The organism is Streptomyces celluloflavus (assembly GCA_000720995.1).
Taxonomy (GTDB): domain Bacteria; phylum Actinomycetota; class Actinomycetes; order Streptomycetales; family Streptomycetaceae; genus Streptomyces; species Streptomyces celluloflavus.
The window spans coordinates 39043-55347 of record JOEL01000007.1 but is presented as its reverse complement, the minus strand read 5'-3'; the positions used below and the strand labels follow the sequence as shown (position 1 = coordinate 55347).

Below are 16305 nucleotides of genomic sequence, written 5' to 3'. Positions count from 1 at the left end.
CGACTCTGCCCGTGGCCCAAGGTCCGTAACCGCCTCGGGAGCCGCCAATTGGCCTATGCGCCAGGCAATTGGCTGTTCGTCAGACGAACGTTCGGAGCATCACCCAAGGCCGCCGGCCCGCCGGGCTCACCGGTCCGGTTCGGGGTCCTTGAGCCAGTTGACGAGCTCGGCGGAGAACGCCTCCGGATCTTCCTCGTGCGGGAAGTGGCCGAGTCCGTCGAACAGGCGCCAGCGGTACGGGGCCTCGACGTACTCACCGGAGCCGGCCGCGCTGCGGGTGCGCATGACCGGGTCGAGCGAGCCGTGCAGATGCAGCGTCGGCACCCGCACCGGCATCTTCATCCGCCGGTTGAACTGGATGCCGTCGGGACGGGCCATCGACCGGACCATCCAGCGGTATGGCTCGATCGAGCAGTGCGCCGTGGAGGGGATGCTCATCGCGCGCCGGTAGACCTCGATCGCGTCGTCGTCCGGCAGCTGCGGCCCCGACCAGTCGCGGATCATCCGCCCCACCAGCGCCGCGTCGTCCGCCGTCAGCCGGCGCTCCGGCAGCCAGGGCCGCTGGAAGTTCCAGACGTGCGAGCTCTGCACGCTCTGTTTGACGTCGGCGAGCATCGCCGAGCGCCAGCGCCGTGGGTGCGGCATCGAGGACACCGCCAGTCGGCGCACCAGCTTCGGCCGCATCACCGCCGCCGTCCAGGCGAGATAGCCGCCCAGATCGTGCCCGACGAGTGCCGCGTCCGGCTCGCCCAGGGAGCGTATGACGCCGGTGATGTCGAGGGCGAGGTTCGCCGGGTCGTAGCCGCGCGGGGTGCGGTCGCTGCCGCCGACGCCCCGCAGGTCCATCGCGACCGCGCGGAAGCCGGCGTCGGCGAGCGCGGGCAGCTGGTGGCGCCAGGTCCACCAGAACTGCGGGAAGCCGTGCAGCAGCAGCACCAGCGGGCCGTCGCCCATCTCGGCGATGTGGAAGCGCGCGCCGTTCGCCGCGACGTCCCGATGCGACCAGGGGCCGTCGATCCGTACGACCGAGGCGGTGCTGTCGGGGACTGTCATACCGACGAGCGTGTCACAGACTCCAGGACCGGGTGGTCCACGGGCTCCGCCCGCGGGTGCGGCCTGGCCTTCTGGAGCACGGCGGCCGTCTCCTTGGCGGAGCTGATGGTCTTCTCCGGCTTCTTGATCTTCTTGAGCTTGGCGAGCGCGATGAGCACCAGTACCGCGGCGATCACCAGGAAGGCGCCGCCCACGATGAGGAAGGACCAGGCGAGCCCGAGCCCGAGATTGTGGATGCCGTACGCCGCCGCGAAGCTCAGCACCGGCAGTGCGAACATCCCCAGCACCCCGGCCACGATGAAGGCGGCGCTGCCGATACCCGCCCGCTTGGCGTCCTTGCGGATCTCCGCCTTGGCCAGCGCGATCTCGTCGTGCACCAGCGCGGACATCTCGGCGGTGGCCGAAGCCACCAGCTGCCCGAGGCTGCGGTCCGCGCCGTCGTCGGCTGTGCTCATCGCCGTCTCCCTCATCTCTTCACCGGATGCAAAGCCTCTCAGATCATGCCGGACCATCGTCCCCGGCATGGGTGCTGGAGGCCACTTCGGCAAGGCGCCGGTGTTCGGCGGCCTTCGCTTCGAGGATCGCGGCCATCCGCAGGTGGTACTCCGGCTTGTCGAGTTCGTAGATGTCGGGGATGCCGTCCAGGTCCTCGTCCCGCTCCTCGTCCTCGCAGAGCCTCTTGTACTTGGTGTTGCGGATCTTGAGGAGGATCCCGGCGAACACCGCGGCGATCAGCGAGCCGAGCAGCACCGACGCCTTGATCTCGTCGGCCAGTGCCGGATCGTCGGAGAAGGCCAGTTCGCCGATGAGCAGCGAGACGGTGAAACCTATGCCGGCCAGTGAGGCGACGGCGAAGACGTCCGGCCAGCGGAGGTCGGGGTTGAGCTTCGCCCTGGTGAAGCGGGCGGTGAACCAGGTACCGCCGAAGATGCCCAGGGCCTTGCCGACGATCAGGCCGAGGACGACGCCGAGCGTCTCGGGCCGGGTGAAGACGTCGTGCACCGCGCCGTCGGATATGGAGACGCCCGCGGAGAAGAGGGCGAACAGCGGCACCGCGAGGCCGGCCGAGAGCGGGCGGACCAGGTGCTCGATGTGCTCGCCGGGGGAGTGCGCCTCGCCGTCGCGGCGGGTGCAGCGGAGCATCAGGCCCATCGCGACGCCCGCGATCGTGGCGTGCACCCCGCTGTTCTCCATCAGGCCCCAGATGACCAGGGCCAGCGGGACGTAGATGTACCAGCCGCGGACGCCCTTGCGGAGCAGTACGTAGAAGATCACCAGGCCGACGACGGCGAAGCCGAGCGCCAGGAAATTGATCTTCGAGGTGAAGAAGACCGCGATGATCAGTATCGCGAAGAGGTCGTCGACGACCGCGAGCGTGAGCAGGAAGGCGCGCAGCGCGGACGGCAGCGAGGTGCCGATGACGGCAAGGACGGCGAGCGCGAAGGCGATATCGGTGGCGGTGGGGACCGCCCAGCCCTGGAGCGAGCCGCCGCCGAAGGTGTTGACGGCGGCGTAGACGAGCGCGGGCATCGCCATACCGCAGATCGCGGCGATCACCGGGAGGGCGGCGGCCTTGGGGTCGCGCAGCTCGCCGGCGACCAGTTCGCGCTTGAGCTCGATGCCGGCGACGAAGAAGAAGACGGCCAGCAGGCCGTTGGCGGCCCAGTGCTGCACGGAGAGGTCCAGCCCCACGGAGGCGGGGCCGAGGTGGAAGCCGCGTATCGCCTCGTAGCTGCCGGAGAAGGTGTTTGCCCAGATCAGGGCCACGACTGCGGCGATGAGGAGAAGGACCCCGCCGACGGTTTCGGCGCGTAGTGCGTCGGCGATGAATGTCCGCTCGGGCAGGGACATCCGTCCGAGGAAGAGAGAACGACGGTTGGTGGGCGCGCTCACGCGGTGACCTCCGGCCCTTCGGCAGCTGTGTACGGCTGTTGCAGTTGCCGACCAGACTTCCCGGCGCACCCAGAGTTTCTTAGCGTGTCATTGACGCGGTGATTACTTTACCTGGCGTGCGCAAGGGGCTATCCGGTGCCCATAACTTTACGGGCATATCGGGCGCAAGGCCGCTGGGGTGACAGGCCGGGCGGGGAGCCCGGGTGCCGGGCGCGGTGGGACGCCCGGCCTGGGCTGCCGGGAACGCCGGAGGGGGCACCGGCCGCAACGGCCGATGCCCCCTCGCGTACGGACCCGCTCAGTCCTCGCCGGGCGTGCTCGGCAGCTTCGCCTGGATCAGGTCCATGACGGAGGAGTCGGTGAGCGTGGAGACGTCGCCGAGATCGCGGTTCTCGGCCACATCGCGCAGCAGCCGCCGCATGATCTTGCCGGAACGCGTCTTGGGCAGCTCCGCGACCGGCATGATCCGCTTGGGCTTGGCGATCGGGCCGAGCTGCTGGGCGACGTGCGCGCGCAGCTCGTCGACCAGGCCCGCGCCCTCCTCGACGCCGCCGCGCAGGATCACGAAGGCGCAGATGGCCTGGGTGGTCTGCGGATCGGTCGCGCCGACGACGGCGGCCTCGGCCACCTTCGGGTGCGAGACCAGCGCCGACTCGACCTCGGTGGTGGAGATGTTGTGGCCGGACACCAGCATCACGTCGTCCACCCGGCCGAGCAGCCAGATGTCGCCGTCGGAGTCCTTCTTCGCGCCGTCACCGGCGAAGTACTTGCCCTCGAAGCGGGACCAGTACGTGTCGATGTAGCGCTGGTCGTCGCCCCAGATGGTGCGCAGCATGGACGGCCAGGGCTCGGTCAGCACGAGGTAGCCGCCGGCGCCGTCGGGGACCTCCCGGGCGTCGTCGTCCACCACGGTCGCGGCGATACCGGGCAGCGCGACCTGCGCCGAACCGGGCTTGGTCGCCGTCACACCCGGCAGCGGGCTGAGCATCATCGCGCCGGTCTCGGTCTGCCACCAGGTGTCGACGATCGGCGTCCGGTCGGCCCCGATGTGCTTGCGGTACCAGATCCACGCCTCGGGGTTGATCGGCTCGCCGACCGACCCGAGCAGGCGCAGCGAGGACAGGTCGTACTTCGCCGGGATGTCGTCGCCCCACTTCATGCAGGCGCGGATCGCGGTCGGCGCGGTGTAGAGGATCGTGACACCGTACTTCTGCACGATCTCCCACCAGCGGCCCTGGTGCGGGGTGTCCGGGGTGCCCTCGTAGAGCACCTCGGTCGCGCCGTTGGAGAGCGGGCCGTAGGTGATGTACGAGTGGCCGGTCACCCAGCCGACGTCGGCGGTGCACCAGAAGACGTCGGTCTCCGGCTTGAGGTCGAAGACCGCGTGGTGGGTGTACGACACCTGGGTGAGGTAGCCGCCGGTGGTGTGCAGGATGCCCTTGGGCTTACCCGTCGTCCCGGAGGTGTAGAGGATGAAGAGCGGGTGCTCGGCGTCGAACGCCTCGGGCGTGTGCGTCGGGCTCTGCCGCTCGACGAGCTCGTGCCACCACACGTCCCGGCCCTCGGTCCAGGTGCCACCGGCCTCGGCCAGGTCCTGGCCGGTGCGGCGTACGACGAGAACGCTGCGGACGTTCTCCGTACCCGGCTTGGTCAGCGCCTCGTCGACGGCGGGCTTGAGGGCGGACGGCTTGCCGCGGCGGTAGCCGCCGTCGGCGGTGATCACGACGCGGGCGTCGGCGTCGTTGATCCGGGTCGCCAGCGCTTCCGCGGAGAAGCCGCCGAAGACGAGGGAGTGCGGGGCGCCCAGCCGGGCGCAGGCCAGCATGGCGATGACCGTCTCCGGGATCATCGGCATGTAGATGGCGACCCGGTCGCCGGTGTGCACACCCAGCTCGATCAGCGCGTTCGCGGCCCGGGAGACCTCGCGCTGGAGCTCGGCGTAGGTGATCGCCCGGGAGTCACCGGACTCGCCCTCGAAGTGGATGGCGACCCGGTCGCCCAGGCCGTTCTCCACATGCCGGTCCACGCAGTTGTACGCGACATTGAGTTTGCCGTCGGCGAACCACTTCGCGAAGGGCGCGTTGGACCAGTCGAGTGTCTGGGTGGGCGGGGTCTGCCAGGTCAGGCGTTTCGCCTGCTCGGCCCAGAATCCCAGCCGGTCCTCCGCGGCCTGCTCGTACGCGGCTGCCGTGACGTTGGCGTTCGCGGCCAGATCGGCGGGCGGGTCGAACCGCCGCTCCTCTTTGAGCAGGTTGGCCAGGCTTTCGTTGCTCACGACATCTCCCATTCCCAGGGCATCCCATGTGTCCCAGGTCATAGCTCATCAGCCCATGGCACGCATGACAAGGGGTGTCCGGGAAAATTGGTGTAGACCTGTCTGGATTCGCAGGTCAGGCGGTCACCGGTGCGGACTCGGCGCGGACCGCGGAGAACCGGCCGGTGCTCTCGTCCAGCACGTACGCCTGGGCCTCCGCGACGTGGAAGTACATGCCGTGCAGCGTGAGGGAACCCTCGGCGACCCGGCGGGCCACGCAGGCGTGCGCCCTCAAGTGGTCGAGCTGCTGCATGACGTTGACGAGTGCGAGCCGCTCGTGGTCGTCGGTCACCGGCCGCTCGGCGAGGGCGACCTCGCCCCGTCCCAGCCGCCCGATCCGCTGCATACGGGCCAGACTCGGCCGGCCGTGCCGCAGCCAGCGGGCGAGCGGGGTGGCGGTGGCCGGTGCGCCCGGGTCGGCGCCGGTCGCCGCGGAGCCGAGCAGCACCTGCATCGCGCCGCACCCCGAATGGCCGCACACCGTGATCGAACCGACCCTCAGCACCTCCACCGCGTACTCGACCGCCGCGCCGACGGAGTCGCAGGAGGCGTCCGAACCGGGCGGCGGCATCATATTGCCGACATTGCGGACGGTGAAGAGATCGCCCGGACCACTGGACGTGATCATGCTCGTGACCAGCCGGGAGTCGGCGCAGGTGAGAAAGAGCTGGGTGGGCCGCTGGCCCTCGCGCGCCAGCCGGGCCAGTTCCTCGCGGACCAGCGGGGCGGTGTGACGCTGGAACGCGCTCACCCCGCCGAGCAGTTGGCTGCCGCTGCTCTCGGGCGCGGCGGCGAGGGCCGGGGTGGGGTCGGCGCCGTGGTGATTGCGCCACGGTGTCCACGGCAGGCAGACGGGGGGATCGGCCGGTTCGATGATCGGCCGGCCCGAACGGCCGCCCAGCGTCACCCGGCCGCCGCGCGCCCGGTACCCGGCCGACCAGGACCGGAGCGCCTCGTAGGCGGCGTGATCCATGAACGAACCGCACAACTCGACGACGACATCGGACCGTTCCGGCACCAGCGCCAGCGCCCGGGTCAGCCGTCGCACCGCCAGAAACGTCAACTGCCCACTGACGCGCACCCGGTGGCCGTCGGACTCCTCGGTGACGGTGACCCGGGTGTGCGTCAGCCGGCGCAGCGCCAGGAAGACCGCGACCGCGATGCCGGTCACGACACCCTGGAGGGCACCGAAGACGACGACCCCGCCCAAGGTGGCGGCGTACACCGGGAATTCACGGTGCTGCTGGACGTGCCGGATGTGCGCGAAGCTCACCATCCGTACGCCGACGGCCATCACCAGTGCGGCGAGCGCGGCCAGCGGGATCAGCTCCAGCATCCCGGCCAGCAGCCCGGCGCAGAGCAGCACCCATGCGCCGTGCAGCACGGTGGCGCGCCGGGTGACCGCCCCGGCCCGCACATTCGCCGAACCGCGCAGCGCGCTGCCGGAGACCGGCAGGCCGCCCAGCAGCCCGGACACGATGTTGGACACGCCCTGGCCGGCCAGTTCGCGGTCGAGGTCCGCCCGGCCGGCCGGAGCGTCCGGCCGCTCGGCGGCGAGCCGGTCCACCGCCACCGCCGACAGCAGCGACTCCAGGCCGGCGACGAGGGTGACGGTCAGCACCGCGGCGGCGAGGGCCGGCGCCGAGGCGTCCGGCAGCGCGGGCAGTTCCGGCGCCTGCCAGGGCGGCAGCGCGACGCGCGGCACCGCCGCGCCCGCGCTGACGGCCGTCGCGGCGAGGACGGCGGCCAGGGGGGCCGGGACCGTCCGCAGCAGGCGCCCGGCGCGGCCCGGCAGATGGCGCCAGCCGGTCAGTACGGCGACGGTGAGGGCGCCGATCAGTACCGCGGCGGCGTGCGGATGCTCCAACTGGCGGGGCGGCGCGGCGACACTCTCGAGCACGGAGCTGTCCGGGCTGCCGCCGAGCACCACATGGAGCTGCCCGACCGCGATGGTGACGCCGATGCCGGCGAGCATGCCGTGCACGATCGCGGGGCTGGCGGCCGGCGCGGAGCGGGCCACCCGCAGCGCTCCCAGGGCGAGTTGGGTGATACCGGCCAGGACCGTGATCGCGCAGGTGGCGCGCCAGCCGTAGCGCTGTACGAGGTCGGCGGTGACGACCAGGAGTCCGGTGGCCGCCCCGCTGACCTGGAGCGGAGCGCCGCCGAGCAGCCCGCCGACGATCCCGCCGACGGCCGCGGCGACGAGCCCGGCCCGGAGCGGGGCACCGGTGGCGAGGGCGATCCCGAGCGAGAGCGGGACGGCGAGCAGAAAGATGACGACCGACGCGGAGAGATCCCGGCGCCATACCGGGCGAGAGACGCCTCTCGTACGCGGTGCCGGGCGCGATTCCGTACGCGGCTTTGTGAGGGGCACGCGACGGGGCGCCGAACGCCTCGGCTGCGGCGGTGACTTCTCGGTCTGCGACATTCCCGTCTCCTCCGGGGCGACGCGGTCGCGCGGGGCGCGATCGTGGGGCGGCGGTGTACTGCGGCGGGACGCGAGCCACCGACGCCCGTCGCGGTCCGTGACGGTCAGGTGACTCTCCAGCATTGGTAAACGGATCGTAATGACACGTAAAGGCGAAGAGAAGTTCTTTCGGGCAGGCGGGCCGTTCATTCCACCTATCGGGTGAATATGATGACTAATGGCTTGTCGTTTTAATCCCTCTTCTTGGTGTATGGGATCTTGTGGGCAGTTTTTCCGATTGATCCCTTCGGAGGGTGCTCACGGCACCAGGAATGAGGTGGCTGATGACAGCCGCACCGACGATCACGGCGCGGATCGCCGCCGCGATGGCGCTGGCCGCCGTCGCCGGCTGCGCCGGGGCCGCGCAGGACGAACCGGCCCAGCACACCAGGAAGGGGCGGGCCGCGCCCAACGCCGCGCAGAAGATCAGACTCATCGGCGACGGCTCGACCGCCTACACCGGAGCGCAGCCGCACCAGCCCAGGCCCGTACGGCTCAGACCGGGTGAACGGCCCCCGCAATTCGTGGTGTTCTCCTGGGACGGCGCGGGCGAGGACAAGCAGAAGCTCTTCTCGCACTTCCGCGAGGTCGGCAAGAAGTACGACGCGACCATGACGTACTTCCTCAGCGGCGTCTATCTGCTCCCGGAGACCAAGAAGGAGCTCTACAACCCGCCGCAGCACGCGGCCGGCGCGTCGGACATCGGCTTCAACGACCTCAAGGGAATCAAGGACACCGTCACGCAGGTCCGCGGTGCCTGGGAGGACGGCAACGAGATCGGCACCCACTTCAACGGGCACTTCTGCGGCCCCGACCGCGGTGTCGGCACCTGGTCCACGGAGGAGTGGAAGAGCGAGATCCAGCAGGCCGAGTGGTTCGTGAAGAACTGGAAGACCAACTCCGGCATCCAGGGCGAGAAGCCGCTGCCCTTCGACTACGGCAAGGAGCTGGTCGGCGGCCGTGCGCCGTGCCTGGAGGGGCAGCGCAACCTCATCCCCGCCGCCAAGGAGATGGGCTTCCGCTACGACACCAGCTCGCCCGGCGGCCTCCAGATCTGGCCGCAGCAGATCGACGGCGTCTGGGACTTCCCGCTCCAGCAGATCCCGGTCCCGGGGCGGGCCTTCGAGACCCTCTCGATGGACTACAACTTCCTCGCCAACCAGTCGGGCACCTCCAGCGGCGACCCGTCGATGCACGAAGCGTGGGGACAGCAGATGCGCGACGGCCTGCTGCAGGGCTTCGAGCGCGCGTACAACGGCAACCGCGCGCCGATGTTCGTCGGCGACCACTTCGAGTCCTGGAACGGCGGCGCCTATATGAAGGCCGTCGAGGACACCATCAGGACCGTCTGCCCGCAGCGGGACGTACGGTGCGTCAGCTTCAAGCAGCTGAGTGACTGGCTGGACGTCCAGGACCCGAAGGTGCTCGCCAAGCTGCGGGCGCTGCCGGTGGGCGAGGCGCCGAAGGACGGCTGGGCGTCCTACCTCTCCGACGCACCGGCCGCCGCTTCCGCCCCGTCCGCACCGGCGGCGCCCCGTCCGGAGGGGGGTGAGCGGGCCGGTTCGGACGACTAAATCACGCGGGCTGGGGAGCGGCCGCTCCCTCGAAGAGCACGAAGGCGGGGTCGACCTGGGCCGCCAGGTCGGCGCCCGTCTTCGCGTTGCCCCAGCTCTCCGCGTTCTTCAGGTGGAAGTGCACCATCTGGCGGGTGTAGCGCTCCCAGTCGCGGCGCTCGTACGCGGCGTCGGCGGTGGTGTGCAGCGTCTCCAGGGCCCGCCGGTTGGTCTCCTCCAGATCCGCGAACCGGGCCGGGCGGCCCTTCTCCATCGCCCGCACCCAGTCGGAGTACCCGACGGTCACCAGCAGGTCGTCGCCCACCTCGGCACGGAGGAACGCGAGATCGTCCGGGCCCTGCACCTTGTTGCCCACGACCTTCAGGGTGATGCCGAAGTCCCGGGCGTACTCCTTGTACTGGCGGTAGACGGCGATGCCCTTACGGGTGGGCTCGGCGACCAGGAAGGTCAGGTCGAAGCGGGTGAACATCCCGGAGGCGAAGGAGTCCGAGCCGGCCGTCATGTCGACGACGACGTACTCCTCGCGGCCGTCCACGAGGTGGTTCAGGCACAGCTCGACCGCGCCGACCTTGGAGTGGTAGCAGGCCACCCCCAGATCGGACTCGGTGAACGGGCCGGTCGCCATCAGCTGCACGGAGGTGTCGTCGAGGGGCACGGTCCTGGCGCAGGCGTCGTAGACGGGGTTGCGCCCGCCGACCCGCAGCAGCCGCGAGCCCTCGCCGGGCGGGGTGGTCTTGATCATCGTCTCGGCGGACGGGATGCGCGGATTGCTGCCGCGCAGGTAGTTCTTGATCAGCGGGAGATGGGCGCCCATCGCGGGGAGCGCGGCGGCGTCCTTCTCGGCCAGGCCGAGGGCGGCGCCCAGGTGCTGGTTGATATCGGCGTCCACCGCGATGACGGGGACGCGGGCCGCGGCGAGATGCCGGATGAACAGGGAGGACAGGGTGGTCTTGCCGCTGCCGCCCTTGCCTACGAAAGCGATCTTCATGTTCACCAAGGGTAATCGTCATATTGCATGCGGTGAGACGTTTCCGTGAGGAAGACCACTCCTTCGGGGGGTTCCGCCCGGTGGTGCGTAGGGTCGTGCCCATGGCTGCACTCTCCCGGGGGACGACCCCCGCACCCCCGAACGCGAGTGGAGATCCGCTCGCGGCCCTGGCGGCACTCCCCGGGGTCGCCGACTCCGTGGACGCCGTCCGCAAGGGCGTCGACCGGATCTACGGGCACCGGATCATGCGGCGCCGCAGCAGCGAGGTCAGCGCCGAGGCGGCGCTGCGCGGAGCGCGCGGTTCCGCGGCGCTGGCGGGGGCCGACTGGGCGCTCGAAGAGGTGCGGCGGCGCACCGACTTCGGCGTCGACGGCGAGCCGCGGACGGTCGGCGCGGCGCTGCGCCTGACGGCCGAGGCCGGGCAACTGCTCGGCGTGTGGCGGCAGTCGCCGCTGCGGGTGCTGGCGCGGCTCCATCTGGTGGCGGCCGGCGGCGGCGCGGCGGACGACACGGTGGGGCGTCCGCGGCTGGCGGCCGAGCCGGTGGACGAGCCGCTGGTCGAGCTGGCGCTGCCGACCGCCGGCGAGGTGGCCGGGCGGCTGGACGGGCTGGCCCGGATGCTGCTGGCGGGCACCTCCGCACCGGCCCTGGTGACCGCCGCGGTGGTGCACGGCGAACTGCTCGCGCTGCGGCCGTTCGGCTCGTACAACGGACTGGTCGCGCGGGCGGCGGAGCGGATCGTGCTGGTCGGCAGCGGACTGGACCCGAAGTCCATCTGCCCGGCGGAGGTCGGGCACGCCGAACAGGGGAGCGCGGCCTACGTGGCCGCCCTGGAGGGCTACGTCTCGGGGACGCCGGAGGGCGTCGCGGCGTGGATCGCGCACTGCGGACGCTCGGTCGAGCTGGGGTCACGGGAGAGCACCGCGGTCTGCGAGGCGCTGCAACGCGGCACGGCCTGACCGGCCGAGGGCGCGGGACTCGGACCCGCGCCCTCAACTCACCTGACTCCGAACGGGGTTGCGGCGGTACCTGATGCTGATAGGTACCGCCGCTGGCATGTCCACCGGGTTACCATGCGTGCACGGTGTTTGCCCATCAGGTCGGAATTCTCGGTCCGGTTACCTGGTGCGGCTGGCCCGTAATCGACGGGTCGGCGTCGCGTGGGTGCCCGATATTCATACTTCGGTCCGTGGGCCTTACTGCGTGATGGGTAATCCTCTCGGATGTCCTTGGTCTCGCGGGCCGTCAACTCCTTTGTACTACCAATACGGGGCAAGCGGAACCCCGCGCCTCAGATCTTTACTTGTGCCTTCAAACGCGGGCAATCCGGGCGAGGCGCTCCCTCGCCGTCCTGCGCCGGCTCGTGTACCAGACCAGGCCCGCGGTGGCCGCGGCCGCGCCCACCGCCGCAGCGACGGCGAGCACCGGGCGCGAGGGCATCGACAAGGCCGGCAGCCGCTGCTTGAGCGGGACCGGCCGGTTGAACGACAGCACCGGCCAGTCGCGGGCCAGCGCCTCGCGGCGCAGCGTCCGGTCCGGATTGACCGCGAAGGGGTGCCCGACCGATTCGAGCATCGGGACATCGGTCGCCGAATCGCTGTACGCGTAACAGCGGCCGAGGTCGTAGCCCTCGGACGCGGCGAGCTCGCGGACGGCCTCCGCCTTGGTCGGCCCGTAGGCGTAGTACTCGATCTCGCCCGTGAAGCGGCCGTCCGCACCGACGACCATCCGGGTGGCCACGACCCGATCGGCCCCCAGGAGTTCGCCGATCGGCTCGACGACCTCGGCGCCCGAGGTCGAGACGATCACGACATCGCGCCCGGCGGCGTGGTGCTCCTCGATGAGGGAGGCCGCCTCGTCGTAGATGATCGGGTCGATCAGGTCGTGCAGCGTCTCGGCGACGATCTCCCGGACCTGGGCCACGTCCCAGCCGCGGCAGAGCGAGGACAGATATGCGCGCAGCCGCTCCATCTGGTCGTGATCCGCGCCGCCGACGAGATACACGAACTGTGCGTACGCGGTGCGCAGTACGGCCCGCCGATTGATCAGGCCGCCTTGGTAGAACGACTTGCTGAAGGTCAGCGTGCTCGACTTTGCAATGACGGTCTTGTCCAAGTCGAAGAACGCGGCAGTGCGGGGGGTCGAGTGAGGTACGGAGTGGTTTTCCACGGGGCGAGCATAGGCGCCCACCATTCGGCGTAAGGTCTGGCGCGTGGGTTTGCCTGAGAAGGCTCTCGGGTACACCATGGAAGTCACGGATCGTTCGCGACCGTGCTAACCCGGTCCGGCTCCTCCCCCCCCGAGTCGGCCGAGGGGACGACCCCCGCTCTCCCCCCCGGCGGGGGTCGTCGCATGTCCGGACGCGTTTTGCGCCGTCGGGCAGGGGGGCTGCCACTCCCGTTCCGCCATCGTCGCCGTCTCCGACGACGCGTGTCATCCGCTACGCACGGTAGTCATCGGGATGCGCTATGGAAGTCCCTTCCGCTTCTCAGAACTTCTCGGAAGTCACCTCTGTCAGCCGTGTCGGTATAGGTGATGGGGATATTCACAGCGGCTGAGTTGTCCACAGATTTGGACCAAGATCCACGGGATTTTCCGGATCGCTGCACCGTAAAAGTCCGCGAGTTCGCGGATGTACGAGTTGTGTAGCGATAGGGGGACGGAACGTGGCCGGAACTACGACATCGGATTGGCCGGATCGGACCGGCGAAGAGCGGGGCGGACCGCTCATCGTCACCGAGGACGAGCGACTTCTCGACGATCTTCTGCGGCTCTGCGCGGCGGCCGGTGCGCTGCCGGAAGTGGCGCACGGACTGCCCGCCCGCGAAGGCGGCTGGGAGACGGCGCCCCTGGTGATCGTCGGCGACGACTGCGCGGCCCGGATGCGCGGCGCCGAGCGCCGGGCGGGCGTCGTCCTCGTCGGGCGGGACGCGGACGACCCCGCGGTGTGGCGGCTGGCCGTCGGCATCGGGGCGGAGCAGGTGCTGACGCTGCCCGACGGTGAGCGCTGGCTGGTGGACCGCATCGCCGACGCGGCCGAGGGCGTCGGCGAGCCGGCGCTCACGGTCGGCGTCATCGGCGGCCGGGGCGGCGCCGGAGCGAGCACCCTGGCCTGCGCGCTGGCCGTCACGGCGGCCCGCGCGGGGCGGCGCACCGTGCTCGTGGACGGCGATCCGCTCGGCGGCGGCCTCGACGTCCTGATGGGCGGCGAGCGGGAGAAGGGGCTGCGCTGGCCCGCCTTCTCCACCTCGCGCGGCCGGGTGGCCTGCGGCGCCCTGGAGGAGTCGCTGCCGCGGCTGCACTCCCTGCGGGTGCTCAGCTGGGACCGGGGCGCCGAGGTCGCCATCCCGCCACCGGCCATGCGGGCGGTCCTGGCCGCGGCGCGGCGGCGCGGCGGTGTCGTGGTGGTGGACCTGCCGCGCCGGGCCGACGAAGCGGTGGCGGAGGCGCTGGCGCAGGTGGACGTCGGACTGCTGGTGGTTCCCGCGGAACTCCGGGCGGTCGCGGCGGCGCGGCGGGTCGCGTCCGGCGTCCAGATGGTGCTGCGCGACCTGCGGGTAGTGACACGCGGCGGACCGGGGTCGCGTGAGGCCCTGGAGGCGGACGAGATCGCCCGCCTCCTGAAGCTCCCGTTGGCCGGGGAACTCCCGTGGGAGCACGGCCTGTTGGATGATCCGGCGCGCGGCGTGCCGCCGGGGGCGGATGTGCGCGGCCCGCTGGCCCGGTTCTCGGCGGCGTTCTGGGAGCGGACGCTGGGCGGCGGCCACGGGGCGGCCGGTGGTGGCGCGGCGCGGAGCGGAGCGCCTTCGGGGGGCCCGGTATGAGCGGGGCACTGCTGGAACTGGTGCGGCGGCGGCTGGCCGAGACGGGGGCGGAGCCGACGCCGGCCCGGGTGGCGGTGGCACTGCGCGCGGAGGGGAAACTCCTGGGCGACGCCGAGGTGCTGGGCGTGGTGGCCGCGTTGCGGTCCGAGATGGTGGGCAGCGGACCGCTCGAACCGCTGCTGGCCGCGCCGGACGTGACGGATGTGCTGGTCACCGCCCCGGACGAGGTGTGGGTGGACCGGGGCGGCGGGCTGGAGCGTACGGCGGTGCGCTTCCGGGACGCGGCGGCGGTGCGCAGGCTGGCCCAGCGGCTGGCGGCGGTGGCCGGGCGCAGGTTGGACGACGCCCGCCCGTGGGTGGACGCCCGGCTGCCGGACGGTACCCGGCTGCATGCCGTGCTGCCTCCGGTGGCGGTCGGCGGGACCTGCCTGTCGCTGCGGGTGCTGCGGCCCCGCGCCTTCGGCCTCGCGGAACTGGTGGCGGCGGGCACGGTCCCCCCGGGCGGCGACCGGCTGCTCCGCGCGGTGCTGGCGGCCCGGCTGTCGTTCCTGGTCAGCGGCGGTACGGGCTCGGGGAAGACGACACTGCTCAGCACACTGCTGGGGCTGGTGGGCCCGGCCGAGCGGATCGTGCTGGCCGAGGACTCGGCGGAGCTGCGGCCGGACCATCCCCATGTGGTGCGGCTGGAGACGCGCCCCGCCAACCAGGAGGGCGCCGGACTGGTGACGCTACGGGACCTCGTACGGCAGGCGCTGCGGATGCGGCCGGACCGGCTGGTGGTCGGTGAGGTGCGCGGCGCCGAGGTCACGGACCTCCTGGCGGCCCTCAACACGGGCCATGAGGGCGGCTGCGGCACCGTGCACGCCAATGCCGCCTGCGATGTCCCCGCGCGCCTGGAGGCGCTCGGCTCCACCGCGGGACTCGACCGCGCGGCGCTCCATAGTCAGCTCGCGGCCGCGCTCTCGCTGGTGATCCATCTCGTCCGCGACCGGGACGGCCGCCGCCGGATCGCCCAGATCCACGTCCTGGAACGGGACCCCGCCGGGTTTGTGGTGACGGTCCCGGCCGCACGGTGGGCTCCGGACGGCTTTCGGGAGGCGCCCGGCTGGGGGCGGTTGATGCGCCTCTGCGAGCGGGGCGGGTGAGCCGGGGTGGCGGATGGGCGGGTGGCTGCGGGGACGAGAGGGACGGGCGAGACGAACGGGAGGGCGGGGTGGCGATGTGGGTTTCGGGGTGGGCGGTGCTCTGCGCCGGGGCTGCGGGCTGGTGGGGCGTGGGCGGCCGCGAAGGGCTGGGGCAACGGGTGCGGGCGGTGTTCGCCCGAGCCGCGGGCCCGGACGAGGGCGGGGGTACGACGGCGCGATGGTGTGCGCGGGTGCGGAGGTGGATCGAGGCGCGGGCGGTGAGGGAGGGCCCGGGGCGGCGCTGGCGCCTCGGACGGTGGGGGACGGTCGGGCGGGAGGCGTGGTGCCTGCCGGTGGGAGCCGGGATCGGGGTGCTGGGCGGATCGGTGCTCCCGGTGCTCGCCTCGGTGGCGGCCGGGTGCGTCGTCCGCCGGTGGCTGACCCGCCGCGCGGTGGAGCGGGACCGGGACCGGCGGTCCGCGGCGGTGATCGGGCTGTGCGCGGCGGTGGCGGGCGAACTGCGGGCCGGACGGCAGCCGGCCCAGGCGCTGCTCGCGGCGGGAACACCGGATCTCGGGGCGGCGGGCTCCGCGGTACTGGCGGCGGCGCGGTACGGCGGCGATGTGCCCGGGGCGCTGCGTACGGCGGCGCGACGGCCCGGGGCCGAGGGGCTGACGGGCGTGGCGGCGTGCTGGCAGGTCGCGGCGGAGGGCGGGGCCGGACTGGCCGCCGGACTCGAACGGATCGCGGCCGGCCTCGCCGCCCGGCGCGACCAACGCGAGGAGCTGCGCGCGCAGTTGGCGGGTCCGCGGGCCACGGCGCTGATGCTCGCGCTGCTGCCCGTGTGCGGCCTCCTGATGGGCAGCGCGCTCGGCGCCGATCCGTTGCGGGTGCTGCTGCACACCCCGGCCGGCTGGGGCTGTCTGGTGATCGGCGGGTTGCTGGAGTGGGGCGGGGTGGCCTGGACCGCACGGATCGTCGCCGACGCGACACCACCGGAGCCCCGAGGCCCTGACATACGGAACCGGTAGCGGAAGGCAGCGGCGTAGGCAGAACGCAGGAGCAGTA

General features: G+C 71.8%; 12 protein-coding genes. 5 read left to right on the top strand and 7 right to left on the bottom strand.

Features of this window, described 5'->3' with window-relative positions:
- Positions 1-126: 126 nt before the first annotated feature.
- The 5 genes from IH09_RS08730 to IH09_RS08710 form a co-directional block, all read right to left on the bottom strand.
- Positions 127-1053, bottom strand: a complete 927-nt coding sequence (locus tag IH09_RS08730; protein ID WP_052855540.1) for an alpha/beta fold hydrolase — start codon at positions 1051-1053, stop codon at positions 127-129.
- The gene (locus IH09_RS08725) at positions 1050-1508 is read right to left on the bottom strand and encodes a phage holin family protein (RefSeq protein ID WP_052855539.1); all 459 of its coding nucleotides are present in this window, start codon (positions 1506-1508) and stop codon (positions 1050-1052) included. Before IH09_RS08725 ends, IH09_RS08730 begins: the two co-directional genes overlap by 4 nt.
- A gap of 43 nt (positions 1509-1551) precedes the next feature.
- Positions 1552-2946 (bottom strand): Na+/H+ antiporter NhaA, encoded by a 1395-nt coding sequence (gene nhaA, locus IH09_RS08720; protein WP_052855538.1) that lies wholly within the window; start codon positions 2944-2946, stop codon positions 1552-1554.
- Between the two features lie 298 nt (positions 2947-3244).
- Entirely contained in the window at positions 3245-5221 is a 1977-nt protein-coding gene (acs, locus tag IH09_RS08715; protein ID WP_052855642.1) for an acetate--CoA ligase, read from the bottom strand.
- A gap of 115 nt (positions 5222-5336) precedes the next feature.
- A complete protein-coding gene (locus IH09_RS08710) occupies positions 5337-7688 on the bottom strand; it encodes a SulP family inorganic anion transporter (protein ID WP_052855537.1) in 2352 nt (783 codons plus the stop codon).
- Between the two features lie 323 nt (positions 7689-8011).
- On the opposite strand from IH09_RS08710, the gene IH09_RS08705 reads away from it, so the two are divergent.
- Positions 8012-9301: a polysaccharide deacetylase family protein gene (locus IH09_RS08705; protein WP_052855536.1), complete on the top strand. Its 1290-nt coding sequence runs from the start codon at positions 8012-8014 to the stop codon at positions 9299-9301.
- A gap of 1 nt (position 9302) precedes the next feature.
- Here IH09_RS08705 and IH09_RS08700 read toward each other — a convergent pair whose 3' ends face one another.
- Positions 9303-10289: an ATP-binding protein gene (locus tag IH09_RS08700; protein WP_052855641.1), complete on the bottom strand. Its 987-nt coding sequence runs from the start codon at positions 10287-10289 to the stop codon at positions 9303-9305.
- A 101-nt stretch (positions 10290-10390) separates the two neighbouring features.
- Here IH09_RS08700 and IH09_RS08695 point away from each other — a divergent pair, with 101 nt between their 5' ends.
- The gene (locus IH09_RS08695) at positions 10391-11248 is read left to right on the top strand and encodes a Fic family protein (RefSeq protein ID WP_052855535.1); all 858 of its coding nucleotides are present in this window, start codon (positions 10391-10393) and stop codon (positions 11246-11248) included.
- 352 nt (positions 11249-11600) lie between these two features.
- Here IH09_RS08695 and IH09_RS08690 read toward each other — a convergent pair whose 3' ends face one another.
- The gene (locus tag IH09_RS08690) at positions 11601-12482 is read right to left on the bottom strand and encodes an HAD family hydrolase (protein ID WP_052855534.1); all 882 of its coding nucleotides are present in this window, start codon (positions 12480-12482) and stop codon (positions 11601-11603) included.
- A gap of 473 nt (positions 12483-12955) precedes the next feature.
- On the opposite strand from IH09_RS08690, the gene ssd reads away from it, so the two are divergent.
- The 3 genes from ssd to IH09_RS08675 all read left to right on the top strand — a co-directional run bounded on the left by ssd (position 12956) and on the right by IH09_RS08675 (position 16268).
- Positions 12956-14113: a septum site-determining protein Ssd gene (ssd, locus tag IH09_RS08685; RefSeq protein WP_052855533.1), complete on the top strand. Its 1158-nt coding sequence runs from the start codon at positions 12956-12958 to the stop codon at positions 14111-14113.
- Complete coding sequence (locus IH09_RS08680) at positions 14110-15258, top strand: TadA family conjugal transfer-associated ATPase (protein ID WP_052855532.1); 1149 nt, start codon at positions 14110-14112, stop codon at positions 15256-15258. Before ssd ends, IH09_RS08680 begins: the two co-directional genes overlap by 4 nt.
- 74 nt (positions 15259-15332) lie before the next feature.
- Positions 15333-16268: a type II secretion system F family protein gene (locus IH09_RS08675; protein ID WP_052855531.1), complete on the top strand. Its 936-nt coding sequence runs from the start codon at positions 15333-15335 to the stop codon at positions 16266-16268.
- The last annotated feature ends 37 nt before the right edge of the window (positions 16269-16305 follow it).

Coding starts and splice junctions, on each gene's coding strand:
- IH09_RS08730 (WP_052855540.1), bottom strand. CDS start 1,053: ATGACAGTCCCCGACAGCACCGCCTCGGTCGTACGGATCGACGGCCCC.
- IH09_RS08725 (WP_052855539.1), bottom strand. CDS start 1,508: ATGAGCACAGCCGACGACGGCGCGGACCGCAGCCTCGGGCAGCTGGTG.
- IH09_RS08710 (WP_052855537.1), bottom strand. CDS start 7,688: ATGTCGCAGACCGAGAAGTCACCGCCGCAGCCGAGGCGTTCGGCGCCC.
- IH09_RS08705 (WP_052855536.1), top strand. CDS start 8,012: ATGACAGCCGCACCGACGATCACGGCGCGGATCGCCGCCGCGATGGCG.
- IH09_RS08700 (WP_052855641.1), bottom strand. CDS start 10,289: ATGAAGATCGCTTTCGTAGGCAAGGGCGGCAGCGGCAAGACCACCCTG.
- IH09_RS08695 (WP_052855535.1), top strand. CDS start 10,391: ATGGCTGCACTCTCCCGGGGGACGACCCCCGCACCCCCGAACGCGAGT.
- IH09_RS08690 (WP_052855534.1), bottom strand. CDS start 12,482: ATGGTGGGCGCCTATGCTCGCCCCGTGGAAAACCACTCCGTACCTCAC.
- IH09_RS08680 (WP_052855532.1), top strand. CDS start 14,110: ATGAGCGGGGCACTGCTGGAACTGGTGCGGCGGCGGCTGGCCGAGACG.
- IH09_RS08675 (WP_052855531.1), top strand. CDS start 15,333: ATGTGGGTTTCGGGGTGGGCGGTGCTCTGCGCCGGGGCTGCGGGCTGG.